The organism is Streptomyces sp. NPDC048507, from assembly GCF_043199995.1.
In the GTDB taxonomy this organism is placed as follows: Bacteria; Actinomycetota; Actinomycetes; order Streptomycetales; family Streptomycetaceae; genus Streptomyces.
The window spans coordinates 173,485-196,838 of record NZ_JBICWZ010000009.1; the positions used below are offsets into that span (position 1 = coordinate 173,485).

26 protein-coding genes are annotated in these 23,354 nt (G+C 73.1%); 14 read left to right on the plus strand and 12 right to left on the minus strand.

Features of this window, described 5'->3' with window-relative positions; genetic code table 11:
* Positions 1-18: 18 nt before the first annotated feature.
* Complete coding sequence (locus ACGFXC_RS24800; protein WP_393716204.1) at positions 19-1,248, minus strand: acyl-CoA dehydrogenase family protein; 1,230 nt, start codon at positions 1,246-1,248, stop codon at positions 19-21.
* A 196-nt stretch (positions 1,249-1,444) separates the two neighbouring features.
* Between ACGFXC_RS24800 and ACGFXC_RS24805 the strand changes: the two genes are divergently transcribed.
* Positions 1,445-2,089, plus strand: a complete 645-nt coding sequence (locus ACGFXC_RS24805; RefSeq protein WP_393716205.1) for a TetR family transcriptional regulator — start codon at positions 1,445-1,447, stop codon at positions 2,087-2,089.
* A gap of 42 nt (positions 2,090-2,131) precedes the next feature.
* On the opposite strand, the gene def is transcribed toward ACGFXC_RS24805, so the two are convergent.
* Complete coding sequence (def, locus tag ACGFXC_RS24810; RefSeq protein WP_393716206.1) at positions 2,132-2,677, minus strand: peptide deformylase; 546 nt, start codon at positions 2,675-2,677, stop codon at positions 2,132-2,134.
* Positions 2,678-2,800: 123 nt separating this feature from the next.
* Here def and ACGFXC_RS24815 point away from each other — a divergent pair, with 123 nt between their 5' ends.
* The 6 genes from ACGFXC_RS24815 (at position 2,801) to ACGFXC_RS24840 (ending at position 8,122) form a co-directional block, all read left to right on the plus strand.
* Entirely contained in the window at positions 2,801-4,039 is a 1,239-nt protein-coding gene (locus tag ACGFXC_RS24815; protein WP_393716208.1) for a MurT ligase domain-containing protein, read from the plus strand.
* Positions 4,040-4,069: 30 nt separating this feature from the next.
* Positions 4,070-4,798, plus strand: a complete 729-nt coding sequence (locus ACGFXC_RS24820; RefSeq protein WP_393716210.1) for a type 1 glutamine amidotransferase — start codon at positions 4,070-4,072, stop codon at positions 4,796-4,798.
* Positions 4,799-4,995: 197 nt separating this feature from the next.
* Positions 4,996-6,021, plus strand: coding sequence for a 6-phosphofructokinase (locus ACGFXC_RS24825; RefSeq protein ID WP_393716212.1), 1,026 nt, complete (start codon positions 4,996-4,998; stop codon positions 6,019-6,021).
* A 101-nt stretch (positions 6,022-6,122) separates the two neighbouring features.
* Positions 6,123-7,085, plus strand: coding sequence for a cytochrome c oxidase assembly protein (locus ACGFXC_RS24830; RefSeq protein ID WP_393716214.1), 963 nt, complete (start codon positions 6,123-6,125; stop codon positions 7,083-7,085).
* 32 nt (positions 7,086-7,117) lie between these two features.
* On the plus strand, positions 7,118-7,276 hold the full coding sequence (locus tag ACGFXC_RS24835; protein WP_393716216.1) for a hypothetical protein: 159 nt from the start codon (positions 7,118-7,120) through the stop codon (positions 7,274-7,276).
* Between the two features lie 135 nt (positions 7,277-7,411).
* Complete coding sequence (locus ACGFXC_RS24840; RefSeq protein WP_393716218.1) at positions 7,412-8,122, plus strand: lysophospholipid acyltransferase family protein; 711 nt, start codon at positions 7,412-7,414, stop codon at positions 8,120-8,122.
* Positions 8,123-8,152: 30 nt separating this feature from the next.
* Here the strand turns inward: ACGFXC_RS24840 and ACGFXC_RS24845 are convergent, their stop codons facing one another.
* From ACGFXC_RS24845 to ACGFXC_RS24880, 8 genes are all read right to left on the minus strand, one after another.
* Positions 8,153-9,817, minus strand: coding sequence for an alpha/beta hydrolase (locus ACGFXC_RS24845; RefSeq protein ID WP_393716220.1), 1,665 nt, complete (start codon positions 9,815-9,817; stop codon positions 8,153-8,155).
* Positions 9,818-10,011: 194 nt separating this feature from the next.
* The gene (locus ACGFXC_RS24850; RefSeq protein ID WP_393716222.1) at positions 10,012-10,821 is read right to left on the minus strand and encodes an urease accessory protein UreD; all 810 of its coding nucleotides are present in this window, start codon (positions 10,819-10,821) and stop codon (positions 10,012-10,014) included.
* A complete protein-coding gene (gene ureG / locus ACGFXC_RS24855; protein WP_393716224.1) occupies positions 10,818-11,504 on the minus strand; it encodes an urease accessory protein UreG in 687 nt (228 codons plus the stop codon). Before ureG ends, ACGFXC_RS24850 begins: the two co-directional genes overlap by 4 nt.
* Before the next feature lie 48 nt (positions 11,505-11,552).
* A complete protein-coding gene (locus ACGFXC_RS24860; protein ID WP_393716226.1) occupies positions 11,553-12,227 on the minus strand; it encodes an urease accessory protein UreF in 675 nt (224 codons plus the stop codon).
* A gap of 43 nt (positions 12,228-12,270) precedes the next feature.
* On the minus strand, positions 12,271-13,992 hold the full coding sequence (locus ACGFXC_RS24865; RefSeq protein WP_393716228.1) for an urease subunit alpha: 1,722 nt from the start codon (positions 13,990-13,992) through the stop codon (positions 12,271-12,273).
* On the minus strand, positions 13,985-14,296 hold the full coding sequence (locus ACGFXC_RS24870; protein WP_393716230.1) for an urease subunit beta: 312 nt from the start codon (positions 14,294-14,296) through the stop codon (positions 13,985-13,987). Before ACGFXC_RS24870 ends, ACGFXC_RS24865 begins: the two co-directional genes overlap by 8 nt.
* A gap of 14 nt (positions 14,297-14,310) precedes the next feature.
* Entirely contained in the window at positions 14,311-14,613 is a 303-nt protein-coding gene (locus ACGFXC_RS24875) for an urease subunit gamma (RefSeq protein ID WP_393716386.1), read from the minus strand.
* 317 nt (positions 14,614-14,930) lie between these two features.
* Positions 14,931-15,380 carry an ATP-binding protein gene (locus ACGFXC_RS24880; RefSeq protein WP_393716232.1) on the minus strand — a complete coding sequence of 150 codons (450 nt, stop codon included), beginning with the start codon at positions 15,378-15,380 and terminating at the stop codon, positions 14,931-14,933.
* Positions 15,381-15,578: 198 nt separating this feature from the next.
* On the opposite strand from ACGFXC_RS24880, the gene ACGFXC_RS24885 reads away from it, so the two are divergent.
* Both ACGFXC_RS24885 and ACGFXC_RS24890 read left to right on the plus strand, forming a co-directional pair.
* The gene (locus ACGFXC_RS24885) at positions 15,579-16,463 is read left to right on the plus strand and encodes a helix-turn-helix domain-containing protein (RefSeq protein WP_393716234.1); all 885 of its coding nucleotides are present in this window, start codon (positions 15,579-15,581) and stop codon (positions 16,461-16,463) included.
* Between the two features lie 13 nt (positions 16,464-16,476).
* A complete protein-coding gene (locus tag ACGFXC_RS24890) occupies positions 16,477-16,707 on the plus strand; it encodes a DUF397 domain-containing protein (RefSeq protein ID WP_393716236.1) in 231 nt (76 codons plus the stop codon).
* A 30-nt stretch (positions 16,708-16,737) separates the two neighbouring features.
* Here ACGFXC_RS24890 and ACGFXC_RS24895 read toward each other — a convergent pair whose 3' ends face one another.
* Positions 16,738-17,910 (minus strand): 8-amino-7-oxononanoate synthase, encoded by a 1,173-nt coding sequence (locus ACGFXC_RS24895; protein ID WP_393716238.1) that lies wholly within the window; start codon positions 17,908-17,910, stop codon positions 16,738-16,740.
* A gap of 155 nt (positions 17,911-18,065) precedes the next feature.
* Here ACGFXC_RS24895 and bioB point away from each other — a divergent pair, with 155 nt between their 5' ends.
* The 4 genes from bioB to ACGFXC_RS24915 all read left to right on the plus strand — a co-directional run bounded on the left by bioB (position 18,066) and on the right by ACGFXC_RS24915 (position 22,130).
* Positions 18,066-19,295 carry a biotin synthase BioB gene (gene bioB / locus ACGFXC_RS24900; protein WP_393716240.1) on the plus strand — a complete coding sequence of 410 codons (1,230 nt, stop codon included), beginning with the start codon at positions 18,066-18,068 and terminating at the stop codon, positions 19,293-19,295.
* A complete protein-coding gene (locus ACGFXC_RS24905) occupies positions 19,288-20,622 on the plus strand; it encodes an adenosylmethionine--8-amino-7-oxononanoate transaminase (RefSeq protein ID WP_393716242.1) in 1,335 nt (444 codons plus the stop codon). Before bioB ends, ACGFXC_RS24905 begins: the two co-directional genes overlap by 8 nt.
* 1 nt (position 20,623) lies before the next feature.
* Positions 20,624-21,343, plus strand: a complete 720-nt coding sequence (gene bioD / locus ACGFXC_RS24910; protein ID WP_393716244.1) for a dethiobiotin synthase — start codon at positions 20,624-20,626, stop codon at positions 21,341-21,343.
* Positions 21,344-21,467: 124 nt separating this feature from the next.
* Complete coding sequence (locus tag ACGFXC_RS24915; RefSeq protein ID WP_393716246.1) at positions 21,468-22,130, plus strand: class I SAM-dependent methyltransferase; 663 nt, start codon at positions 21,468-21,470, stop codon at positions 22,128-22,130.
* Between the two features lie 347 nt (positions 22,131-22,477).
* Here the strand turns inward: ACGFXC_RS24915 and ACGFXC_RS24920 are convergent, their stop codons facing one another.
* Positions 22,478-22,645, minus strand: a complete 168-nt coding sequence (locus ACGFXC_RS24920) for a hypothetical protein (RefSeq protein WP_393716248.1) — start codon at positions 22,643-22,645, stop codon at positions 22,478-22,480.
* On the opposite strand from ACGFXC_RS24920, the gene ACGFXC_RS24925 reads away from it, so the two are divergent.
* Positions 22,635-23,351 carry a hypothetical protein gene (locus tag ACGFXC_RS24925; RefSeq protein ID WP_393716250.1) on the plus strand — a complete coding sequence of 239 codons (717 nt, stop codon included), beginning with the start codon at positions 22,635-22,637 and terminating at the stop codon, positions 23,349-23,351. The two genes, ACGFXC_RS24920 and ACGFXC_RS24925, sit on opposite strands and share 11 nt — an antisense overlap.
* The last annotated feature ends 3 nt before the right edge of the window (positions 23,352-23,354 follow it).

The following is a 23,354-nucleotide window of genomic DNA, read 5'->3' on the forward strand; positions in this document are numbered from 1 at the left end:
TCACCGCGCGCCGCTCCGCTAGCGGATCGGCATGCCCGAGAGGGTCCGGGCGATGACGAGGCGCTGGATCTCGCTGGTCCCCTCGAAGATGGTGTAGATCGCGCTGTCCCGGTGCATGCGCTCCACCGGGTACTCGCGGGTGAAGCCGTTGCCGCCGAGGATCTGCACCGCCTGGGCGGTGACCTTCTTGGCGACCTCGCTCGCGTAGAGCTTGGACATCGAGCCCTCGGCCGAGGTGAAGGGCTTGCCCGCCACCGCCATCCAGGAGGCCCGCCACACCAGCAGGCGGGCGGCGTCGATCTGGGTGCGCATGTCGGCGAGCTGGAAGGCGACGCCCTGGTTGTCGATGATCGGGCGGCCGAACTGGGTACGGGTCCTGGCGTAGTCGAGGGCGACCTCGTACGCGGCCCGCGCCGTGCCCACGGCCATCGCGCCGACGGCGGGCCGGGAGGCCTCGAAGGTGGCCATCGCCGCGTTCTTCACGCGCTCGCCGCCGCCCGCCGCCGCCCGCTCGCGGGCCCGGGCGAGCCGCTCGTCGAGCTTGTCCTTGCCGCCGAGCAGGCAGGAACCGGGCACCCGTACGTCCTCCAGGACCACTTCCGCGGTGTGCGAGGCGCGGATGCCGTGCTTCTTGAACTTCTGGCCCTGCGACAGGCCGGGGGTGGCGGGCGGCACGATGAAGGAGGCGTGCCCCTTGGTGCCGAGCTCCGGGTCGACGACGGCGACGACGATGTGGACGTTGGCGATGCCGCCGTTGGTCGCCCAGGTCTTGGTGCCGTTCAGCACCCACTCGTCCTTGGCCTGGTCGTAGACGGCCCGCGTGCGCATCGCGCCGACGTCGGAGCCGGCGTCCGGCTCGGAGGAGCAGAACGCGGCGACCTTCACGTCGTCCGGCGTGCCGTACATCTGCGGGATCCAGGTCCCGATCTGCTCCTCGGTGCCGTTGGCGACGACGCCGATGGCCGCGAGACCGGTGCCGACGATCGACAGCGCGATGCCCGCGTCGCCCCAGAAGAGCTCTTCCATGGCCATCGGGATGCCGAGGCCGGTGGGGTCGAAGAACTGCTGGGCGTAGAAGTCCAGGGAGTAGATGCCGACCTTGGCGGCCTCCTGGATGACGGGCCACGGAGTCTCTTCCCGCTCGTCCCATTCCGCGGCCGCGGGCCTGATCACGTCGGCGGCGAAGCCGTGGATCCAGTCACGGACCTGCTTCTGGTCGTCGTTGAGCTCCATGGTGAACTCCGCCATGTCCCCTCCAGCTGTCTCACACGGCCGCCGACAGTCCCGCGCCTGCGCGTTACTGTCGGTAACCCGAACAATGGCCACAGTCTGTTACCGGTCGGTAAGCACTGTCAAGCGCCGCCGGATCGAACACGAGGGTGTGCGGGGTGTTACGTTGCGTGGGCGTCACGCACCATCGCAAGGGCGGGGAGAGAAACACGTCATGCACACCACTGCGCAGGCCGGCGAGCCGGGAGCGGCCGAACGCCGTCGGCGGGAGCTGCTCGAGGCGGCGGACCGCGTCGTGCTCAGGGACGGGCCCAAGGCCTCCATGAACGCCATCGCGGCCGAGGCGGGCATCACGAAGCCGATCCTCTACCGCCACTTCGGCGACAAGGCCGGGCTGTACCAGGCCCTCGCCGTCCGGCACACCGACGCCCTGCTGGAGTCGCTGCGGGCCGCGCTCGACGCGCCCGCCGAACGGCGCCGCCGGGTGGAGGCCACCCTCGACACCTACCTCGCCGCCATCGAGGCCCGGCCGCAGGTGTACCGGTTCCTGATGCACCCGGCCGAGGACCCGCAGAGCCCCGAGCGCGGTTTCGACGTGGGCCTGCACTCGGCCCCGCTGCTGCGCCGGCTCGGCGAGGAACTGGCCCAGGTGGTCGGCGAACGCGTCGACCTGGGCCCCGGCGGCGAACGGCTCGCCCGCATCTGGGGGCACGGCATCGTCGGCATGATGCACGCCGCCGGGGACTGGTGGCTCGGCGAACGCCCCTGCGGCCGGGCCGAGCTGGTGGCCGGGCTCACCGACCTGCTGTGGGGACGGCTCTCCACCGCGGGCAACCGTGCGGACGGCCCGGGCTTCTGACCCGGGCCGGCCCGCCCCCGCGGCCGGAGCCCGACGCCCGGCTCAGCCCCGCCGGGACCAGGGGGCCCGGCGGATCGCCCGGCGCAGGCGGCGGGCGCGCAGCCCGCTCACCCGGTCCGCGTACACCGTGCCGTCGAGGTGGTCGCACTCGTGCTGGAGGCAGCGGGCGAAGAACCCCGTGCCCTCGATCCGTACCGGCGACCCGTCCGAGGTCACGCCTTCGACGACCGCCCGGTCGAAACGGACCGTGCCCGCCTCCAGCCCGGGCAGGGACAGACAGCCCTCGGGACCGCGGAACTCGTCACCGTCCGCGAGGACCAGACGCGGATTGACGAGGTGTCCCACGTGGCGGACGTCCTCGTCGTCGGGGCAGTCGTAGACGAAGACCCGCTGCCCGACACCGACCTGGTTCGCGGCGAGGCCGACGCCCTGGGCGGCGTACATGGTGGCGAACATGTCCTCGATGAGACGGTCGAGTTCGGGCCCGAAGGCGGTCACCTCCGCACAAGCGGAGTGGAGCACCGGATCACCCAGCAGGCTCATGGTGCGGACGAGTCCGGTGGTACCGGGGATGGGGCGCTGTCGCATGGCCGTAAGGGTACGACGGGCGAATATATGAGGAGATCCGCGGCAGCCCGGGGGCGCCGCGGTCAAGGCCCCGGCCGGTACTGGATAGGCTGGGGCCGACCGACGCAAGGAGGACAAGGGACGATGGCAGGCAACACGGAGCCGCTTTCGCCGCGGGCCAAGCTGGCCGTGACGGCGGGCAAGGCCGCGGCGGCGGTGTCGCGGGCCGCGGGACGCGGAAGCGGATCGGTGATCGGTGGCAAGGTCGCACTCAGGCTGGACCCCGATCTCCTCGGCGCGCTGGCGCAGCATCTCGATGTCGTCCTCGTCTCCGCGACGAACGGCAAGACCACGACGACCCGGCTGATCGCGGAGGCCCTGCGGGCCAGCGGGCCGGTCGTCTCCAACGCCCTCGGCGCCAACATGCCGGCGGGCATCACCTCGGCCCTGGCCGGCGGCTCGGACGCCAAGTACGGCGTCATCGAGGTCGACGAGAAGTACCTGGCCGGGGTGGCCCGGGACGTCACCCCCAAGGTGATCGCCCTGCTGAACCTCTCCCGCGACCAGCTGGACCGCGCGGCGGAGACCCGCATGCTCGCCGAGAAGTGGCGCGAGGGACTCCAGGGATCCAAGGCGGTCATCGTCGCGAACTGCGACGACCCGCTGATCGTGTGGTCGGCGTCCTCGTCGCAGAACGTCGTGTGGGTGGCCGCCGGTCAGGAGTGGAAGGACGACGCCTGGTCGTGCCCCTCCTGCGGTGGCGTCATGCAGCGTCCGGGCGACGACTGGTTCTGCGGCGAGTGCGGCTTCCGCCGCCCGGCCCCCAGCTGGGTGCTCTCCGGCGACCACGTGCTCGACCCGCACGGCAGCGCCTGGCCGATCCACCTCCAGCTGCCGGGCCGCGCGAACAAGGCGAACGCCGCCACCTCGGCCGCCGTGGCCGCCGTGTTCGGCGTGCCCCCGCAGGTCGCGCTGGAGCGCATGTACCAGGTGCAGGCCGTCGCCGGCCGCTACGACGTCGTGAACTTCATGGGCCGCGAGCTGCGGCTGCTGCTCGCGAAGAACCCGGCGGGCTGGCTCGAAACGTTTTCCCTGATCGACCCGCCGCCCACGCCGGTGATCCTCTCGGTGAACGCGCGCGGCGCCGACGGCACGGACACCTCCTGGCTGTGGGACGTGGACTACCCGCGCCTCCTCGGCCACCCGATCTTCGTGATCGGCGACCGCAAGCTGGACCTCGCGGTGCGCCTGGAAGTGGCCGGTCTGGACTTCCGGGTCTGCGAGACCCTCGACGAGGCCGTGCAGCTGGCGCCGCCCGGACAGATCGAGCTCATCGCCAACTACACCGCCTTCCAGGACGTGCGCCGCCGCGTCGGCAACTAGCGCCCCGTCAGAACCGCAGAGGACTAGAGCATGAGCGACAACAGCCTGCGTCTGGTGTGGGTCTACCCGGACCTGCTCAGCACGTACGGAGACCAGGGCAACGCCCTCGTGGTGGAGCGCCGGGCGCGCCAGCGCGGCCTGGACGTCCAGCGCGTGGACGTGCGCAGCGACCAGCCCATCCCCACGTCGGGCGACATCTACCTGATCGGCGGCGGCGAGGACCGGCCGCAGCGGCTGGCCGCGGAGCGGCTGCTGCGCGACGGCGGCCTGGAGCGCGCCGTCTCGAACGGGGCGATCGTCTTCTCCGTGTGTGCCGGGTACCAGATCCTCGGCCAGGAGTTCGTCAACGACATGGGCGAGCGCCAGCAGGGCCTCGGCCTGCTGGACGTGGTCACGGTGCGCGGCGAGGCCGAGCGGTGCGTCGGCGACGTACTGGCCGACATCGACCCGCGGCTGAACCTGCCGCCGCTGACGGGCTTCGAGAACCACCAGGGCGTCACGCACCTGGGCCCGACGGCCCGGCCCTTCGCCCGCACCCGGCTGGGCCGCGGCAACGGCACCGGGGACGGCACCGAGGGCGCGTACAACGACACCGTCTTCGGCACGTACATGCACGGCCCCGTCATGGCCCGCAACCCGCTGATCGCGGACCTGCTGCTGAAGCTGGCCCTCGACGTGAACGCGCTGCCGGCCATAGACGACCGCTGGTACGAGGCGCTGCGCAACGAGCGCATCGCGGCGGCGACGCAGCCCGCGTAGCCCGCGCGGGCCCGCCCGCACCGGTCGTCGGCCCGGATCCCCCAGGGGGTCCGGGCCGACGTCTGTTCGTACGACGGATCTGACCAGCATGTGGAGGATGGTTCAGTCCACTGGGGATCCGCTTGTAGGCTGGTCGCCAGTTCCAACCGGACGACGTGGTCCGGTCGTCGGCCCACGTTGCAAAGGTTCTTCCTGCCATGCGCATTGGTGTGCTCACTTCCGGCGGCGACTGCCCCGGCCTCAATGCCGTCATCCGTTCGGTCGTGCACCGCGCCGTCGTCGACCACGGTGACGAGGTGATCGGCTTCCGCGACGGCTGGCGGGGCCTTCTGGAGTGCGACTACCGCAAGCTCGACCTGGACGCCGTGAGCGGCATCCTGGCCCTCGGCGGCACCATCCTCGGCTCCTCCCGCGTCCAGCCCGCGCACCTGCGCGACGGCGTGGAGCGGGCCCGGGGGCACGTCGCCGACCTCGGCCTGGACGCCATCATCCCGATCGGCGGCGAGGGCACGCTGAAGGCGGCCAACCTGCTCGCACAGGCCGGCCTGCCGATCGTCGGAGTCCCGAAGACCATCGACAACGACATCGCCTCGACCGACGTCACCTTCGGTTTCGACACGGCCGTCGGCGTGGCCACCGAGGCCCTGGACCGGCTGAAGACCACCGCCGAGTCCCACCAGCGGGTCATGGTCGTGGAGGTCATGGGCCGGCACACCGGCTGGATCGCGCTGCACTCGGGCATGGCGGCCGGCGCGCACGCGATCGTCGTGCCGGAACGCCCCTTCGACATCGACGAGCTGACGGCGATCGTCGGCGAGCGGTTCTCGGCGGGCAAGCGGTTCGCGATCGTCGTGGTCGCCGAGGGCGCCAAGCCGGCCGCGGGCACGATGGCCTTCGAGCAGGGCGGTACGGACATGTACGGCCACGAGCGGTTCGCCGGCATCGGCAACCGCCTCGCCGTCGAGCTGGAGGCCCGGCTCGGCAAGGAGGCCCGTCCGGTCATCCTGGGCCACGTCCAGCGCGGCGGCACGCCCACCGCGTACGACCGGGTGCTCGCGACCCGCTTCGGCTGGCACGCGGTGGAGGCGGCGCACCGGGGCGAGTTCGGCATGCTGACGGCGCTGCGCGGCACGGACATCGTGATGGTGCCGCTGGCGGAGGCCACGTCGACGCTCAAGACGGTGCCGGACGAGCGGTACGAAGAGGCGCAGACCGTTCTGTGACGTCTGTGATGTTTCCCCCCTGCTGAGTGCCGCCCCCGGACGCGATCGTGTCCGGGGGCGGCACTACTGTGGTGGGGCGCCACAGTCAAGGGAGTGAACAGATGGATCACAGCGGTCACGGCATGGACATGAACATGGACATGGACCTGCCGCCGTTCACCCTCGGGCGCGGGCTGGAGTTCTCCTTCGACGCCTTCTTCCTGTTCGGCTCCCTGATCGGGCTCGCCCTGTACGCCTGGGGGGTGCTGCGGCTGCGCGGGCGCGGGGACGCCTGGCCGGTGGGCCGCACGGTCGCCTTCGCGATCGGCGTGCTGAGCGTGGCGCTGATGATGTGCACCAAGCTGAACGACTACGGCATGGTCATGTTCAGCGTGCACATGGTCCAGCACATGGTGATCAGCATGGTCAGCCCGATCCTGCTGCTGCTGGGCGCGCCGGTGACGCTGGCGCTGCGCGCGCTGGCGCCCGCGGCGCGCGGCAGCAAGGGGCCGCGCGAACTGCTCCTGATGCTGCTGCACAGCCGGTACATGCGGATCGTGACGCACCCGGCCTTCACCATCCCGATGTTCATCGCGAGCCTCTACGGGCTGTACTTCACCCCGCTCTTCGACTTCCTGATGGAGTCGAAGACGGGTCACATCGCGATGATGGTGCACTTCCTCGCGGTCGGCCTGATCTTCTTCTGGCCGATCATGGGCGTGGACCCGGGCCCGCACCGCCCCGGCTACGTGATGCGGATGCTGGAGCTGTTCGCCGGCATGCCCTTCCACGCCTTCTTCGGCATCGCGCTGATGATGGCCAGCGAGCCCATGATCAAGACGTACGCGGACCCGCCGGCCTCCCTCGGCATCGAGCCGCTGCTCGACCAGCAGTGGGGCGGCGGCATCGCCTGGGCCTTCAGCGAGATCCCCTCGGTGCTGGTGCTGATCGCGCTGGTGTACCAGTGGTACCACTCGGAGCAGCGTGCCGCGAAGCGCTCGGACCGGGCCGAGGACCGCAACGGCGACCAGGAGCTCGCGGCGTACAACTCGTATCTCGCCTCGCTCCGAGGGCGCGGCCAGTAGCGCTGGAGGCGCCCGGGGCGCCACCATGGGGCATGACCGGATCCGTAAAGGCGATGGCCGTCACGACCTTCGCCGCCCTGGTGGCCGTCTCCGCGTATTCCGTGGCGCTCGGCAGCAACGGCTGGCTGTGGTTCGGCTGGGTGGTGCTGGGCCTGCTGACCCTGGGGACGGCCGCCACCGGCGGCACCTGAGCCCGGCCGGACCGGCGCGCGCCGCGGCGCACCGCCGGCCGTGCCCGGCCGGGTGGCCGGGATCGCGCCTCGGCGTGCCCATCCGGCGCCGGTTCCGTCACACTGATCCGGTCGTCAGGTGAAGGGAAGCGCCGGGTGTTCTACCACTTGCTCAAGCACGTGCTGCTCGGTCCGTTGCTGCGGCTGCTGTTCCGGCCGCGGATCGAGGGGCTGGAGAACATCCCGCCCGAAGGGGCGGCGATCATCGCGGGCAACCACCTCTCCTTCTCGGACCACTTCCTCATGCCCGCGATCCTGCGGCGCCGGATCACCTTCCTCGCGAAGGCCGAGTACTTCACCGGCCCGGGCCTCAAGGGCCGGCTGACCGCCGCCTTCTTCCGCAGCGCCGGCCAGATCCCGGTGGACCGCTCCGGCAAGGACGCCGGGAAGGCGGCCCTGCGCGAGGGGCTCGGGGTGCTGGCCGAGGAGGAGCTGCTCGGGATCTACCCGGAGGGCACCCGCTCGCACGACGGACGCCTCTACAAGGGCAAGGTCGGGGTGGCCGCGATGGCGCTCGGCGCCGGGGTGCCGGTGGTGCCCTGCGCGATGGTCGGCACCTTCGAGATCCAGCCGCCCGGGCAGAAGCTGCCGAAGATCCGGCGGGTGACCATCCGCTTCGGCGCTCCGATGGAGTTCTCCCGGTACGCGGGGATGGAGGGCGAGCGGGCCGTGCTGCGCGCCGTGACCGACGAGATCATGTACGCGATCCTCGGGCTGTCCGGCCAGGAGTACGTCGACCGGTACGCCGCCGACGTGAAGGCGGAGGAAGAGGAGAAGCGGAAGAAGGCCCGGCGCTCGGCGCGCTGAGCCTCCTCCCGCTCATCGTCCCCGAGCGTCCTAGCGGACGGCCGGGAGCTCCTCGGCAGCCGCGAGGGCGGCGGCCGGGGACTGGGCGAGCTGCTTGGCCGCGGCCGGGGCGGGCGCGACGGGCGTGGCGTGCGGGCCGCACTTCACGTCCTTGGCGTCGACCTTGCCGGTCAGCAGGTAGGCGTCGACCCGGGTGTTGATGCAGGGGTTGACCAGGCTGGTCACACCGTGCGAGCCGGCGTTCTGCTCGGTGATCAGGCGCGAGCCGGCCAGCCGGCGGTGCAGCTCGACGCCACCCTTGTACGGGGTGGCCGCGTCACGCTCGGACTGGACGATCAGGACCGGCGGCAGACCGCGCTTGGCACCGACCTCGATCGGGGTGCTCTGCTTGGACTTCCAGGTCGCGCAGGGCAGGTTCATCCACGCGTTCGACCAGGTCAGGAACGGGTACTTCTTGTGGAGCTCGGTGTTGTCGCGGTCCCACTTGGCCCAGCTGGTCGGCCACTTGGCGTCGGCGCACTCGACCGCGGTGTAGACGGCGTTGCTGTTCTCCGACGCGGCGTTGCCCGCGGTGTCGGACATGTCCGGGGCGATCGCGTCGATCAGCGGCTTCTCGTCACCGGCGGCCCAGGCGCTGAACGCCTGCGCGACCGGGACCCACGAGGAGTCGTAGTACGGGGCGCCCTGGAAGAAGCCGAGGAGCTCCGAGGGGCCGACGACCCCGCCGAGCGGGTTGGCCTTGGCCTTGCCGCGCAGCTCCAGCCACTTGGCCTCGACCTTGGCGCGGGTGTTGCCCAGGTGGAAGGACGCGTCGTTCTTCGCGACCCAGTCCTCCCAGTCGTTCCAGCGCATCTGGAAGGCGACGTCCTGCTCCAGGTTGGCCTGGTACCAGATGTTGTCCTGCTCCGGGTTGACCACGCTGTCGACGATCATGCGGCGCACGTGGGTCGGGAAGAGGGTCGCGTAGACCCCGCCCAGGTAGGTGCCGTAGGAGACGCCGAGGTAGTTCAGCTTCTGCTCGCCGAGGGCGGCCCGGATGACGTCCAGGTCGCGCGCGGTGTTGGGCGTGGTCATGTGCGGCAGCATCTCGCCGCTGCGCTCCTTGCAGCCGTCCGCGTACTCGGCGGCGAGCTTGCGCTGGGCGCGCTTGTCGGCCTCGTTCGAGGGGACCGGGTCGGCCTTCGGCGCCTTGACGAACTCCTGCGGGTCGATGCAGGAGATCGGGGCGGAGTGGCCGACGCCGCGGGGGTCGAAGCCCACGAAGTCGTACGCCTTGGAGGTGTTGGTCCACAGCGGGCTCTTGGTGGTGACCCGGCGCGGGAAGCGCATGCCGGAACCGCCGGGGCCGCCCGGGTTGTAGACGAGCGCGCCCTGGCGCTCCTCCTTCGTGCCCGTGTTGGCGATCCGGTCGACCGCGAGGTCGATGGTCTTGCCGAACGGCTTGGTGTAGTCGAGCGGGACCTTGACCCAGCCGCACTGGATCGGCTTCTCGAAGCCCCAGTCGGCAGGACAGTCCTTCCAGTCGACGCCGGTCCGCGCGGCGCGGGCGGCGGCGATCTGGGCGCCCACCGCCTCGGCCGCGCCGTTGTCGCGGCCGGCGGAGGCCGCCGAGGCGGACGGCGCGAGCAGCAGACCGGCTGCCAGTGCACCGGTGATGAGAGTGGCAGCGCTCCCCAGCGCCGCGGTGCGTATCACGTGGTTGTTCCCCCTGCGTCATGTGCCGCCGTGGGCGGCCGTGTTCGGTCGGGTTCGGTCGTCGGCGTGCAGGGGGATCCTTTCGCCTGACCGATACCCGACAACAGAGTGCGGTCCAGATCTTTGCCAACCCGATAACCGGAGACGGGTGTACCGCTGAGCGGTGTCCCATTCGCCCCGACTACGAACCCCCCTCACCACCCGTACGCGCGCACCGCCCCGTCCAGCAGCTCGCGCAGTCGCAGCGCGTCCGGGGCCAGGGCCGTCACCAGCACCGCCGGGCCCGCGAGCGGGGTGACCGCGGCGAACTCCCCCAGCACCCGCGCAGGGGGCGGGTCCGCCTCGAAGCGCGGGTCCACGACGAGGAGCTGGCCGAGCGCCCGGTGGCCCGCGATGCCGGCCGGCCCGTCCCAGCCGCCGGGTGCGCCGGGTCCGCAGGACAGGTCCTGGTCCAGCAGGGGGCGGCCGGCCCGGACGACGGTGAGCCGCGCGCGCAGCAGGCCCGGAGCCTCCGCGGTGCGGCCCAGCACCTGCTCCTCGCGCAGCATCAGCCGGGCGGTGGGGGCCAGTTCCGCCCGGGTGCGCACGCGCAGGTCGCTGCCGCGCACGGACACCAGCGGCTCGGGCAGCCAGCGCACCGCCGCGTCCTCGGCGAGGGTGAGGCGGACGTCGTACCGGGCGGGCTCGCCGCCCCGGCCGGGCAGGGCCAGGGTGGCCGCCGCCGAGCGCAGCAGGAGCCGGGCACCCGGCCCCGCGTCGGCCTCCACCGTGAGGTGGTCGCCTCCGAGGGGGGCGCTCATCGCGCCGACCAGCATCACCCCGGCCTCGGCGCCCTCGCTCCGGGTCCGGCGCAGGGCGAGCGGCCCCTCCCCGGCCAGCAGGGGCAGGGCGGTGCCGCCGCGTCCGTCGCGGACGGCGCCGATGCGGGCGGTGGCGCGCAGTCCGGTGGCGGGCCGGGCGGGGGCGGAGGGTGGGGCCGCGGGGGCGGGGGGCGCGGTGGTCACCGTACGACCCAGGCGGCGATCCGCTCGCGCACCCAGTCGGCCACCGGGGCCACGCCCTCGGTCCCGCGCAGGGACTGGAAGGCGACGGGCAGTTCACCGCGCTGCGCGGCGGCGTCGCGGGCCATCCGGTCCAGGTCGGAACCGACGTGCGGGGCGAGGTCGGTCTTGTTGACGACGAGCAGGTCGGCGGTGGTGACGCCGGGGCCGCCCTTGCGCGGGATGTCGTCGCCGCCGGCCACGTCGATGACGAAGATCTGGGCGTCGACCAGGCCGCGGGAGAAGGTGGCGGTCAGGTTGTCGCCGCCGGACTCGACGAGGATGAGGTCGAGCGGGCCGACGTTCTCCTCCAATTCCTCCACCGCCTCCAGGTTGGCGGAGATGTCGTCGCGGATGGCGGTGTGCGGGCAGGCCCCGGTCTCGACGGCGCTGATCCGCTCGGGCGGCAGGACCGCCTCGCGGAGCAGGAACTCGGCGTCCTCGCGGGTGTAGATGTCGTTCGTGACGACGGCCATGGACAGTTCGGCGCGCAGCGCCCGGCAGAGCGCGGCGACGGTCGCCGTCTTGCCGGAGCCGACGGGTCCGCCGAGTCCGATGCGCAGGGCGCGGCGGGTGCCGTCGGTGCGGTGCGGGTCGGCGGCGTGGGTGTGGCGGTGGGGGTACGTCACGTCGTGGTCGAGGTGCACGGGTTCTCCTTGGGTGGTGTGGGGGGCCGGGCGGGTCGCTCGGGGCGCTCAGGAGGCGAAGAGGCGTACCGGCCAGTCGGCGTGGACCTGCGCGGCGATCTCCAGGAGGGGCGAGGAGGGCGCGGGCAGCGCGTCCGGGCCTTCGGTGCGGGCGAGCAGGGCGGCTTCGGCGGCCCTGGCCGCGACGGCGTCGAGCTCGGGCGCCAGCCGGGCCAGTACCCCGGTGGCCTCGAAGGGGTCCAGGCCCAGCAGCCGTACGGTCGCGGTGGCCGGTCCGCTGACGCTCTCGTACGCGGCCACGTGGGCGGCGTCGAGCGCGCCGAGGCCGGCCGCCCGGGCGGCGGCCCCGAGCACCACGGGCTGGTGCGCCCCGCGCGGGAAGGCCGCCGCCAGCGCGTCGAGCGCGGGGTCGGGCCAGGTGGCGCGGGCGGCCCGCATCAGCTGCCGCCCGAGCCGGCGCGCGGCGGCGCGCAGCGCGGGCGAGGGGGTGCGGGCGTCGGCGGCGGCGTCGAGCTCCGCCGGGTCGAGGCCGAGGGCGGCCGCCGCCGCGAGCGCGGCGGCGGTCAGCCCGGCGGTGTGCAGGCGGCCCCGGCAGAAGTCGGCGAGGCTCGCCGCGTCGTGGATGCGGCCCGCCTTGCAGGCGGCCTCCGCCCCGCCGGAGTGCGCGTGGCCTCCGGCGGGGAAGCGGCCGTCCGCGAGCACGAGCAGCGTGGCGAGGGTCATCGGGCGTTCCCCCGCGGGCTGCGTCCGCGCATGCTCCGGCGCATCAGAAGAGGAAGTATCTCTGTGCCATGGGAAGTTCCGCCGCGGGCGCGGGCTCCACGGCCTCGCCGTCGATCGTGACGGTGAAGGTGTCCGCGTCGACGTGCACCCGGGGCATCGCGTCGTTGTTGCGCATGTCCGCCTTGCCCACCTTTCGGGTGTTCTCGATGGCCACGAACTCCTTGCCGAGTCCGAGCCGTTCGGGCAGGCCGTCGTCGAGCGCCGCCTGCGCGGTGAAGTTGAGCGAGTTCAGGGCGGGCGCACGGCCGGTGCTGCCGAACATGGGCCGGGGCAGGACGGGCTGGGGGGTGGGGATGGAGGCGTTGGCGTCGCCCATCTGCGCGTAGGCGATCTGTCCGCCCTTGACGACCACCTCGGGCTTGACGCCGAAGAAGGCCGGGTTCCACAGCACCAGGTCGGCGAGCTTGCCCACCTCGACCGAGCCGACCTCGCGGGCGAGGCCCTGGGCGACGGCGGGGTTGATCGTGTACTTGGCGACGTAGCGGCGGGCCCGGTGGTTGTCGGCGGGACCGTCGCCGGGCAGGAACCCGCGTCTCTTCTTCATCACGTGGGCGGTCTGCCAGGTGCGCATCACGACCTCGCCGACCCGGCCCATGGCCTGGGAGTCGGAGGAGATGATGGAGATGGCTCCGAGGTCGTGCAGGACGTCCTCGGCGGCGATGGTGGAGGGCCGGATCCGCGATTCGGCGAAGGCCAGGTCCTCGGGGACGGCCGGGTTGAGGTGGTGGCAGACCATCAGCATGTCGAGGTGTTCCTCGACGGTGTTGACGGTGTGCGGCCGGGTCGGGTTGGTCGAGCTGGGCAGGATGTAGGGCTCGGAGACCACGGTGATGATGTCGGGTGCGTGCCCGCCGCCCGCGCCCTCGGTGTGGTACGAGTGGATCGTCCGCCCGGCGATGGCCGCGAGGGTGTCGCCCACGAAACCGGCCTCGTTGAGGGTGTCGGTGTGGATGGCGACCTGGGCGCCCGTCTCGTCCGCGACGCTGAGGCAGGCGTCGATGACGGCGGGAGTGGCCCCCCAGTCCTCGTGGATCTTGAAGCCGAGGGCGCCGCCGCGCAGCTGGGACCGCATGCCCTCGCGGGACATGGTGTTGCCCTTGCCGAGCAGGCCGATGTTGACGGGGTAGGCCTCCAGGGCCGCGAACATCCGGGCGAGGTGCCAGGGGCCGGGGGTCACGGTGGTGGCCTTGGACCCTTCGGCGGGTCCGGTGCCGCCGCCGACCATGGTGGTGATGCCGGAGGCGAGGGCCTCGTCGATGACCGTCGGCGCGATGAAGTGGATGTGGGTGTCGATGGCGCCCGCGGTGACGATCTTCCCGTTGCCGGCGATGATCTCGGTCTCGGGGCCGATGACGAGCGCCGGGTCGACCCCGTCCATGGTGTCGGGGTTGCCCGCCTTGCCGATGCCGCAGATCCGGCCGTCGCGGATGCCGATATCGGCCTTGACGATGCCCCAGTGGTCGAGGATCACGACGCCGGTGATCACCGTGTCGGGTGCGCCTTCGGCGCGGGTGGTGCGGGCCTGTCCCATGGACTCGCGGATGACCTTGCCGCCGCCGAAGACGGCCTCGTCACCGGAGTTCCCGGGTCCGCCGCTGAGGTCCTGCTCGATCTCGACGAAGAGGTCGGTGTCGGCGAGCCGGATCCGGTCGCCCTTCGTCGGGCCGAAGAGGTCGGCGTACACCTGGCGCGAGATCTCAGCCATCGAGCGGCCCCCCGGTTTCCCCGCGCAGTCCCGGTACGGTGCGCAGCCCGGCGAGCGGTACGAGTTCCACGGCGACCGGGATGCCCGGCTCGAAGCGGACGGCGGTGCCGGCGGCGATGTTCAGGCGCAGGCCGTGGGCGGCGGGGCGGTCGAAGTCCAGGCCGGGGTTGGCCTCGGCGAAGTGGTAGTGGGAGCCGACCTGGACGGGCCGGTCGGCGGAGTTGAGCACGGTGAGGCGGGTGACGGGGCGGCCTTCGTTCAGGCGCACCGGACCGTCCCCGTAGGCGATTTCGCCGGGGATCATCAGGGTGCTCCTGTTCAGACGATGGGGTCGTGGACGGTGACGAGCTTCGTGCCGTCCGGGAAGGTCGCCTCGACCTGGACGTCGTGGATCATTTCGGGGATGCCCTCCATGACCTGGGCGCGGACGAGCACGGTACGGCCGGAGGCCATCAGCTCGGCCACGGTCCGCCCGTCACGGGCGCCTTCGAGGATGTGCGAGGTGATCAGCGCCACGGCCTCGGGGTGGTTCAGGAGGACCCCGCGCAACCTGCGCTTCTCGGCCACGTCAGCGGCCACGTGGATCATGAGTCTCTCTTGTTCGTGCGGTGTCAACTGCACCTGAATACCACCAAGCTTCCGGGACATGATCAACATCGCGCCACGACGACCGTACCGGCCTTCAACACTCTGTTGACCTGTGCATATCCATGCCAAGCATGTCTTGCCCAACGCGGGGACAGGCTTTCCGTCCCCATCGCCCGGCCTTTACCGGCCCATGGCTGATCGTTGGCGCAAAGCCGTGGTCCGACACGCTAGGGCCCACACTTTTCCGCCGGGTTAACCCACGTTTCCGGAAGGGGTCCGGTTCACCCGTACGGGCGCCCGGCAACGCGCCCGGCGACGTGCCCGCCGTATACGACCTCCCGGGAGCGGCGTCAGCAGCCCCGGGCGGTCCGCGCGACCGCGCCGGCCGGCCAGGGCAGGGCGATCCACACGGTCTTGCCGCCGTCGGCGGTCGGGCTGACCGTGAGCCGGCCGCCGGCCTCGGCCGCGAGCCAGCGGATGATGACCATCCCGCGGCCGTTGTCCTGCTGTACGGCGGCGGGGAGCCGCCGGGGCCAGCGCGGGTGGCTGTCCGTCACCCCGACCCGCAGCCACTCCTCGCGTTCGAGCCGGACGTCGACGGTGAAGGTGGGCGACTGGCCGAAGGTGTGCTGCACCGCGTTGGTGGCGAGCTCCGAGACGATCAGCCGTACGGTGTCGGCGGTCTCGGCGTCCTCGGGCAGTCCCCACTCCCCCAGCACCTGCGCGACGTACCGGCGGGCGGCGGCGACCGAGACCGGGTCGCTCGGCAGAGTGACGGTGGCTTCCTGCTGATCTGCCATGGCGACGTCCCTTTCCCACCGGGACGCAGCCGCCCCGGACCTTACGCTGAGCGCCAGAGTGTCACCCATCGTGCCGTCGTTTCCGCCGTTCCCCCAAGATATGCATATATCTGTCCCTCAATGCGGTGAACTCTGCTACGGAAGAGCGTATTTGGACGGGATTCCGGTGCGAGGCGTGCCGGTGGAAGGAGAGCGGGTATGCAGCACGGTCCCGCGGTGCGCCGGCGCAAGCTCGGCGAGGAACTGCGTGCCCTCCGCGACCGCGCCGGGCTCACCAGTGGTGAGGCCGCCCGCATCGTGGGATGGCACCAGTCGAAAGTCAGCCGCATCGAGACGGGCCGCAGTGGCGTGAAGTCGCAGGACATCCGGCTGCTGCTCGACGCCTACGGAGAGGTCGTGAGCACCCAGCAACGCGCCCTGCTGGAGGCGCTCGGGGCCTCCGCGGCCGGACCCGCGGGGAACGGGGCCGCCGCGGGAGGGCGCCAGTGGTGGCACGACTACCGGGGCCTGCTCCCGCAGGAGTACCGGGACTTCATCAGCCTGGAGGCCGGGGCCCGCGCGGCCCGGACCGTGGAGCTCTCGGTGGTGCCGGGACTGCTCCAGACCCCGCAGTACGCACGGGCCGTGACCCGGGCCGCGCTGGGCGGGCTGCCGGAGCCGAAGGTGGACGCGCTGGTCGACGTACGGCTGGCCCGGCAGGCGGTGCTGCGTTCCGATCCGCCGCTGGAGCTGAGCGCGGTGCTGGACGAGGCCGTGCTGCGGCGCCAGATCGGGGGGCCCGGGGTGATGCGCGAGCAGCTGAGGCACCTGGTGGAGGTGGCGCGGCTGCCGCAAGTGCGGTTGCAGGTACTGCCGTTCACCGTGGGGGGCCATCTCGGCCTCACAGGACCGTTCGTCATTTTCTCATTTCCGAACATCGCCGATCTGGATGTGGTGGTACTCGACCATTTGACGAGTAGCCTCTATCTGGAGCGGAAGGAAGACCTGGAGGCCTACGGCGCCGCGTTCCGCACCATCCAGGCGCACGCCCTCCCGCCCCGTGACTCGTCGGATCTCATCAGCTCACTCGCTGACGACGCGTAAGGAGGCACCCCCCGTGTCCGCAACCCCCTTATCCGACCGCGGACTTCTGAGCAGCGCGCGGTGGCGGCGGAGCAGCCGCAGTACCGGAATGAACAACTGCGTGGAAACGGCCGCCCTGACCGGCGGCCTGCTGGCCGTCCGCGATTCCAAGCGGGCGGACGGCCCGGCCGTGCTCTTCACCGGGCCGGCCTGGGACGGCTTCCTCACCTGCGTACGGGCGGACCTGCCCGGACCGCCGGTCTAGCCGGTCCAGGCGCCTTCGGCCCGGCGGCGCCTACCGGTCCGTGGCCCCGGCCGGGGCGGTCCCCAGGATCGTCGCGACGGCCCGCCCGATCTCGTCCCCCGTGAGATCGGCCCGAGCGGTCAGCCGCAACCGGGACACACCGTCCGGCACCGACGGCGGACGGAAGCACCCCACGGACAGTCCCGCCCCGCGGCAGTCGGCGGCCCAGCGCAGTGCCGCCGCGGCCGACGGGGCCCGTACCGACACCACGGCCGCGTCCGGCCTGACCGCGGTCAGGCCGGACGCGGTGAGCCGGCCGTACAGTTCGCCGGCCACCTCGCGCACCCGCTCCGCGCGCTGCGGCTCCCGCCGCAGCAGGCGCAGGCTCGCGAGCGCGGCGCCCGCCGCGGCCGGGGCGAGCCCGGTGTCGAAGATGAAGGCCCGCGCGGTGTTGACCAGGTGCCGGATCACCTTGGCCGGCCCCAGCACCGCCCCGCCCTGGCTGCCCAGCGACTTCGAGAGGGTCATCGTCGCGACCACCCCGGGCGCGCCCGCGAGTCCGGCGGCGTACAAGGCTCCCCGGCCGCCCGCGCCGAGCACCCCCAGCCCGTGCGCGTCGTCGACCACCAGGGCCGCGCCGCCGGCCCGGCAGGCGGCGGCGTACGCGGCGAGCGGCGCGGCGTCCCCGTCCACCGAGAAGACCGAGTCGGTGACGAGCAGGGCCCGGCCCCCGTGCCCGGCGAGGGTCTTGCGGACGGCGTCCGGATCCCCGTGCGGGGTGACGGCGACCTCGGCCCGCGAGAGCCGGCAGCCGTCGACGATCGAGGCGTGGTTCCCGGCGTCCGAGACGACCAGGGAGCCGCGGTCGCTGAGCGCCGTCACCGCGGCGAGGTTCGCCGCATACCCGGAGGAAAGCACCAGGGCCGCCTCGAAACCGGCGAAATCGGCCAGTTCGCGCTCCAGTTCGGTGTGCAGCTCCGTCGTCCCCGTGACCAGCCGGGACCCGGTGGCGCCCGCGCCCCAGCGCTCCGCCGCCGCGCAGGCCCCGCGCACGGTCTCGGGATGCCGCGACAGACCCAGGTAGTCGTTGCTCGCCAGGTCCAGCAGCGGCGAGGAGGCGGGCCTCGGACGCAGGGTCCGTACCAGCCCGGCCCGCTCTCGGGCCCGCTCCGCGCCGTCGATCCAGGCGAAGACGTCCTCGGGTCCGGGGGTGTGCTGGGTCATCGGCGGTCCTCGCGTTTTGTCGGCAGTCGACAGATCTGCTCGACCCTAGCCGCCGGCGCCCGAGGGGCCGGTGTGGCGATCCACACACTCCCTTCAGGCCATGTTGTCGGATCTCTCCTTGGCCGGGAGTGCCCGTGTGGTCCAGGATCGGGCCCATGGACCTGCTGAACACCCTGGTGGAAAAGGGACTGCGGCGCGAGCTGCCGACCCGTGAAGAGGCGCTCGCCGTACTGGCGACCTCCGACGACGAACTGCTCGACGTGGTGGCCGCGGCCGGCAAGGTGCGCCGCCAGTGGTTCGGGCGCCGCGTCAAGCTGAACTACCTGGTCAACCTGAAGTCGGGGCTCTGTCCCGAGGACTGCTCGTACTGCTCCCAGCGCCTGGGGTCGAAGGCCGAGATCCTCAAGTACACCTGGCTGAAGCCGGAGGAGGCCTCCCAGGCCGCCGCCGCGGGCGTCGCGGGCGGCGCGAAGCGGGTCTGTCTCGTGGCCAGCGGACGCGGTCCGACGGACCGGGACGTGGACCGCGTCGGCAAGACGATCGCGGCCATCAAGGAGCAGAACGAGGGCGTCGAGGTCTGCGCCTGCCTCGGCCTGCTCTCCGACGGCCAGGCCGAGCGGCTGCGCGACGCGGGTGCCGATGCCTACAACCACAACCTCAACACCTCCGAGGCCACGTACGGCGCGATCACCAAGACGCACACGTACGCGGACCGGGTCGACACCGTCCAGAAGGCCCACGCGGCGGGCCTGTCGGCCTGCTCCGGTCTCATCGCCGGCATGGGCGAGAGCGACGAGGACCTGGTCGACGTCGTCTACTCGCTGCGCGAGCTGGACCCGGACTCCGTGCCGGTCAACTTCCTGATCCCCTTCGAGGGCACCCCGCTCGCCAAGGAGTGGAACCTCACCCCGCAGCGCGCCCTGCGCATCCTCGCGATGGTCCGCTTCGTCTGCCCCGACGTCGAGGTCCGCCTCGCGGGCGGCCGCGAGGTGCACCTGCGCTCGATGCAGCCGCTCGCCCTGCACCTGGTCAACTCGATCTTCCTGGGCGATTACCTCACCAGTGAGGGCCAGGCCGGCCAGGCCGACCTGGACATGATCGCGGACGCCGGATTCGAGGTGGAGGGCGCCGGTACGTCCACCCTCCCCGCGCACCGCTCCGAGGTCACCGCCGGCGGGGGCTGCGGCTCCCACTCCGACGGCGCGCCGGTCTGCGGCCAGGGCGCCGACGCCGGGGCGGCGGGCTGCGGTTCCGCCTGCGGCGGCTGCTCCGGGCACGACGCGCACGCCCCCGTTCCGGCGCAGGCCGACGCGGGCGGGGTGCGGCCGGACCTGGTGGCCGTGCGCCGCCGCGGCGCGGGAACGGACCTCGCCCCCAATGCGTGACCCGTACGCCCTGCACGACCCGCTCGACGGCCGGGCGGACACCGCCCGGCTGCTGGACCTGGACCGCCGGCACGTCTGGCACCCGTACGGTCCGATGCCCGGGCGGCAGGAGCCCCTCGTGGTGTCCTCCGCCTCGGGCGTCAGGCTGCGGCTCGCCGCTCCCGCCCAGGGGCGGGAGGAGCTGGTCGACGGCATGTCCTCCTGGTGGTCGGCGATCCACGGATACAACCATCCGGTGCTCAACGAGGCGGCCACCGCCCAGCTGAGCCGCATGTCGCACGTGATGTTCGGCGGGCTCAGCCACGAGCCCGCCGTCCGCCTCGCCGCCCGGCTCGTCGAGATCACCCCGCCGGGACTGGAGCACGTCTTCCTCGCCGACTCGGGCTCCGTGTCCGTCGAGGTCGCCGTCAAGATGTGCCTGCAGTACTGGCGTTCGCTCGGCCGCACCGGCAAGACCCGGCTGCTGACCTGGCGCGGCGGCTACCACGGCGACACCTGGCAGCCCATGGCCGTCTGCGACCCCGACGGCGGCATGCACGACCTGTGGCAGGGGCACCTGCCCCGGCAGGTCTTCGCGGACGCGCCGCCCGGCGGCTTCGACACCCCCGTGGACCCCGCGTACGCGGACCACCTGCGCGCCCTGGTGTCCGCCCACGCCGACGAACTGGCCGCGGTGATCGTGGAGCCGGTGGTGCAGGGCGCGGGCGGCATGCGCTTCCACCACCCCGGCCACCTGCGGGTGCTGCGCGAACTGTGCGACGAGTACGGGGTGCTGCTGATCCTCGACGAGATCGCCACCGGGTTCGGGCGCACCGGCGCGCTGTTCGCGGCCGACCACGCGGGGATCACCCCCGACGTGATGTGCCTCGGCAAGGCGCTGACCGGCGGCTACCTGGCCCTCGCGGCCACCCTGTGCACCGAGCGGGTCGCCGAGGGGATCTCCCGGGGCGAGGTGCCGGTGCTCGCGCACGGGCCCACCTTCATGGGAAACCCGCTCGCCACGGCCGTCGCGCTCGCCTCCGTCGACCTGCTGCTCGGACAGGACTGGGCGGGCGAGGTCAAGCGCATCGAAGCGGGCCTGCGCGAGGGGCTGGAGGGGGCCCGCGCGCTCCCCGGGGTCCTGGACGTACGCGTACTGGGCGCGATCGGCGTGGTCCAGCTCGACAGGCCCGTGGACGTCTGGGCGGCCACCCGGGCCGCGGTCCGCGAGGGCGTGTGGGTGCGCCCCTTCCGCGACCTGATCTACGTGATGCCCCCGTTCGTCACCGGCGACGCCGATGTCGCCCGGATCTGCCGGGCGGTCCTCGCGGCCGCCCAGGAAGGCTGACATGCCCGTACTCGTCGTGTCCGGTACCGGCACGGAAATCGGCAAGACCGTGGTCACCTCGGCCATCGCGGCGGCCGCCGTGGCCGCCGGCCGCTCGGTCGCCGTCCTGAAGCCCGCGCAGACCGGCGTGGACGCCGAGGAGCCCGGGGACGCCGCCGAGGCCGTCCGCCTCGCCGGCCCGGCCGTGACGGCGCTCGAACTGGCCCGCTACCCCGAGCCGCTGGCGCCGGACACCGCCGCGCGGCGCTCCGGGCTGGCCACCGTCGCGCCCGCCGCCGTCGCGGAGGCCGCCGCGCGGCTCGCCGCCGAGCACGACCTCGTCCTCGTGGAGGGTGCGGGCGGGCTGCTGGTGCGCTTCGACGAGGACGGCCACACCCTGGCCGACGCGGCGCGGCTGCTGGCGGCCCCGGTGCTGGTCGTCGCCCCGGCGGGGCTCGGCACGCTGAACTCCACCGCGCTGACGGCGGAGGCCCTGCGCGCCCGGGGCGTGAGCCCGTTCGGCGTCGTCATCGGCAGTTGGCCCGCGGCCCCCGGGCTGGCGGCCCGCTGCAACCTCGCCGACCTGCCCGAGGTGTCGGGGATGCCGCTGCTGGGCGCCGTCCCGGAGGGCTCCGGCGCCCTGGCCCCGGCCGCCTTCCGCACGACGGCCCCGTCCTGGCTGGCCCCCCGCCTGCACGGCACGTGGTCGGCGGAGTCCTTCCTGACGGCCTGGCCGGCCTGACGGGGACTCGGGACGCGGGGGGGCGGTTGGCGGGGTTCCGGTTTCGCGGGGCGCCGGTGCGGGGAACAGCCCCCCGGGGCGCGTGCGCCCGTACCCGCCCCCGATCCGCGTCCGGAGGTCCGCCATGCCGTCCGCACCTCCCCCCGATCCGGTGCACCACCCGTACTTCGCCCGCTTCTACGCGCGCGCCAGCACCGCCGCCGAGACCCGCGCCGGGATGGGCGTCCTGCGCCGGGAACTCCTGCACGGCCTGTCCGGCCGCGTCATCGAGATCGGCGCGGGCAACGGCCTGAACTTCCCGCACTACCCCCGCGCCGTCTCCGAGGTCGTCGCCGTCGAACCGGAGCGCACCCTGCGCCGGCTCGCGGGCGCCGCCGCGCTGCGCGCCGAGGTCCCCGTGGACCTCGTACCGGGGGTCGCTGAAGCCCTCCCGGTCAAGAGCGAGGCCTTCGACGCGGCCGTCGCCTCCCTGGTGCTGTGCACCGTACGCAGCCTCCCGCGCGCCCTCGCCGAACTCCACCGGGTGCTGCGGCCCGAGGCGGAGCTGCGGTTCCTGGAGCACGGCCTCGCCCCGGGCCCGGGCATGGCCGCCGTCCAGCGGACGCTCGACCGGACCGTGTGGCCCCGCCTCTTCGGCGGCTGCCACACCGCCCGCGACCCCCTCGCCGCGATCGAGGCGGCCGGCTTCCGGATCGTCTCGCACCGCTCGTTCCGCCTCCCGGAACGCGGCCCGGCCCTGCCGACCTCGTACTGCGTCATCGGCTCGGCCCGCCGCTCCCTCGACTAGGCCGTGGCCCGCCGGGGCCGGCCGGGGCAGGTCGCGGAGCCGGCGGTGGCCCGGGTCGGCCGAGTTGCGGGGGTTCCGGGCCATGCCGATCTCCAGGGGTTCCGGGTCCAGCGGGACGGGGAAGGTCCGCAGGCCCAGCGCGGAGACGGTGCCGGTGAGCCACCCGCCGAGCGTGAGCGCGACGAGGTCGGTGTCGCGGGCCGGCGGCATCGCGCCCGTGTGGCCGGGCACGACGACGGCGGTCCCGCGGCGCAGCCCGAGCTCGGCGAGCGCGCCGTCGATGGGGCCGAGGCGCTTGTCGAAGAGGGGGTGACCGGCGCGGGCGACGCCGACCAGGGGCGTCCGGATCAGGGCCCGAGGACCCCCAGTTCGACGTCCACCAGGCCCTGACGCGGTGCCGGTCCGCCCTCCACCACCTCGGGCAGGAAGACCACGTCGACGTCCGGGGCCTGGGCGTGGATCCGGTCCGCCAGGCTCCCGGCCAGGGCCACCAGCAGCAGTTCGGTGCCCCGCACGGTGAAGGTGCGCCGCGTCGAATCCGGCCCCGGGCCGCAAGACGTCGTCGCAGCCGCGCAGCAGCGCCACCACCTCCTCCCGCAGTTCCACGGCGCGCGGGGTCGGGACCAGTCCCTGGCCCGCGCGCACCAGCAGCGGGTCACCGACGGCACGACGGAAGTCCTGGCCGAGCCACACGAGTTGTGCTTCGACCCCACCGAGCGACTGCTGTGGTGCACCACGGCTTACCGTTCGGGCTACCACCACGCGAACGGCGGCCTCCGCACCGAACTGACGGTCATCGACCCCGAACACGGTCCGCACGGCCTGGCACTGGACGCCGCGCGCGGGCGGCTCTACGTCAGCGTGGAGGGCTCGGCGGACCGGCCCGGCGGGGTGGTCGTGATCGACACGCGGACCCGCCGGCCCCTGGGCAGGATCGACACCGACGCACCCGGACCGCACCGGTTCGCCATCGGCGCGGCGGGCCGGACCGGCTACGCGTCCAACAAGGAGGCGCCGTTCGTCAGCGAGGGCCTGGCGGTGTCCCCCGACGGCTCGCGGGCCTGCGTCGCCGCGCCCCGCTTCTCCGCGCACGGGGAACGGCCCGCCCCGGGCATCCGGGTGGTGGACCTGGAAACGCTGCGGCCCCCGGGCCGGCTGGACGTCGGCCGCCGCGGCGAGCCCGGGGCCCACGGCCTCGCGTACGTCCCGCGCCCCGCCTGAGCC

What these genes read in the sequence shown, in the direction of transcription:
- ACGFXC_RS24800 (WP_393716204.1), bottom strand. Translation starts at nt 1,248, where the DNA reads ATGGCGGAGTTCACCATGGAGCTCAACGACGACCAGAAGCAGGTCCGT.
- ACGFXC_RS24805 (WP_393716205.1), top strand. Translation starts at nt 1,445, where the DNA reads ATGCACACCACTGCGCAGGCCGGCGAGCCGGGAGCGGCCGAACGCCGT.
- def (WP_393716206.1), bottom strand. Translation starts at nt 2,677, where the DNA reads ATGCGACAGCGCCCCATCCCCGGTACCACCGGACTCGTCCGCACCATG.
- ACGFXC_RS24815 (WP_393716208.1), top strand. Translation starts at nt 2,801, where the DNA reads ATGGCAGGCAACACGGAGCCGCTTTCGCCGCGGGCCAAGCTGGCCGTG.
- ACGFXC_RS24820 (WP_393716210.1), top strand. Translation starts at nt 4,070, where the DNA reads ATGAGCGACAACAGCCTGCGTCTGGTGTGGGTCTACCCGGACCTGCTC.
- ACGFXC_RS24825 (WP_393716212.1), top strand. Translation starts at nt 4,996, where the DNA reads ATGCGCATTGGTGTGCTCACTTCCGGCGGCGACTGCCCCGGCCTCAAT.
- ACGFXC_RS24830 (WP_393716214.1), top strand. Translation starts at nt 6,123, where the DNA reads ATGGATCACAGCGGTCACGGCATGGACATGAACATGGACATGGACCTG.
- ACGFXC_RS24835 (WP_393716216.1), top strand. Translation starts at nt 7,118, where the DNA reads ATGACCGGATCCGTAAAGGCGATGGCCGTCACGACCTTCGCCGCCCTG.
- ACGFXC_RS24860 (WP_393716226.1), bottom strand. Translation starts at nt 12,227, where the DNA reads ATGACCCTCGCCACGCTGCTCGTGCTCGCGGACGGCCGCTTCCCCGCC.
- ACGFXC_RS24865 (WP_393716228.1), bottom strand. Translation starts at nt 13,992, where the DNA reads ATGGCTGAGATCTCGCGCCAGGTGTACGCCGACCTCTTCGGCCCGACG.
- ACGFXC_RS24870 (WP_393716230.1), bottom strand. Translation starts at nt 14,296, where the DNA reads ATGATCCCCGGCGAAATCGCCTACGGGGACGGTCCGGTGCGCCTGAAC.
- ACGFXC_RS24880 (WP_393716232.1), bottom strand. Translation starts at nt 15,380, where the DNA reads ATGGCAGATCAGCAGGAAGCCACCGTCACTCTGCCGAGCGACCCGGTC.
- ACGFXC_RS24885 (WP_393716234.1), top strand. Translation starts at nt 15,579, where the DNA reads ATGCAGCACGGTCCCGCGGTGCGCCGGCGCAAGCTCGGCGAGGAACTG.
- ACGFXC_RS24895 (WP_393716238.1), bottom strand. Translation starts at nt 17,910, where the DNA reads ATGACCCAGCACACCCCCGGACCCGAGGACGTCTTCGCCTGGATCGAC.
- bioB (WP_393716240.1), top strand. Translation starts at nt 18,066, where the DNA reads ATGGACCTGCTGAACACCCTGGTGGAAAAGGGACTGCGGCGCGAGCTG.
- ACGFXC_RS24905 (WP_393716242.1), top strand. Translation starts at nt 19,288, where the DNA reads ATGCGTGACCCGTACGCCCTGCACGACCCGCTCGACGGCCGGGCGGAC.
- bioD (WP_393716244.1), top strand. Translation starts at nt 20,624, where the DNA reads ATGCCCGTACTCGTCGTGTCCGGTACCGGCACGGAAATCGGCAAGACC.
- ACGFXC_RS24915 (WP_393716246.1), top strand. Translation starts at nt 21,468, where the DNA reads ATGCCGTCCGCACCTCCCCCCGATCCGGTGCACCACCCGTACTTCGCC.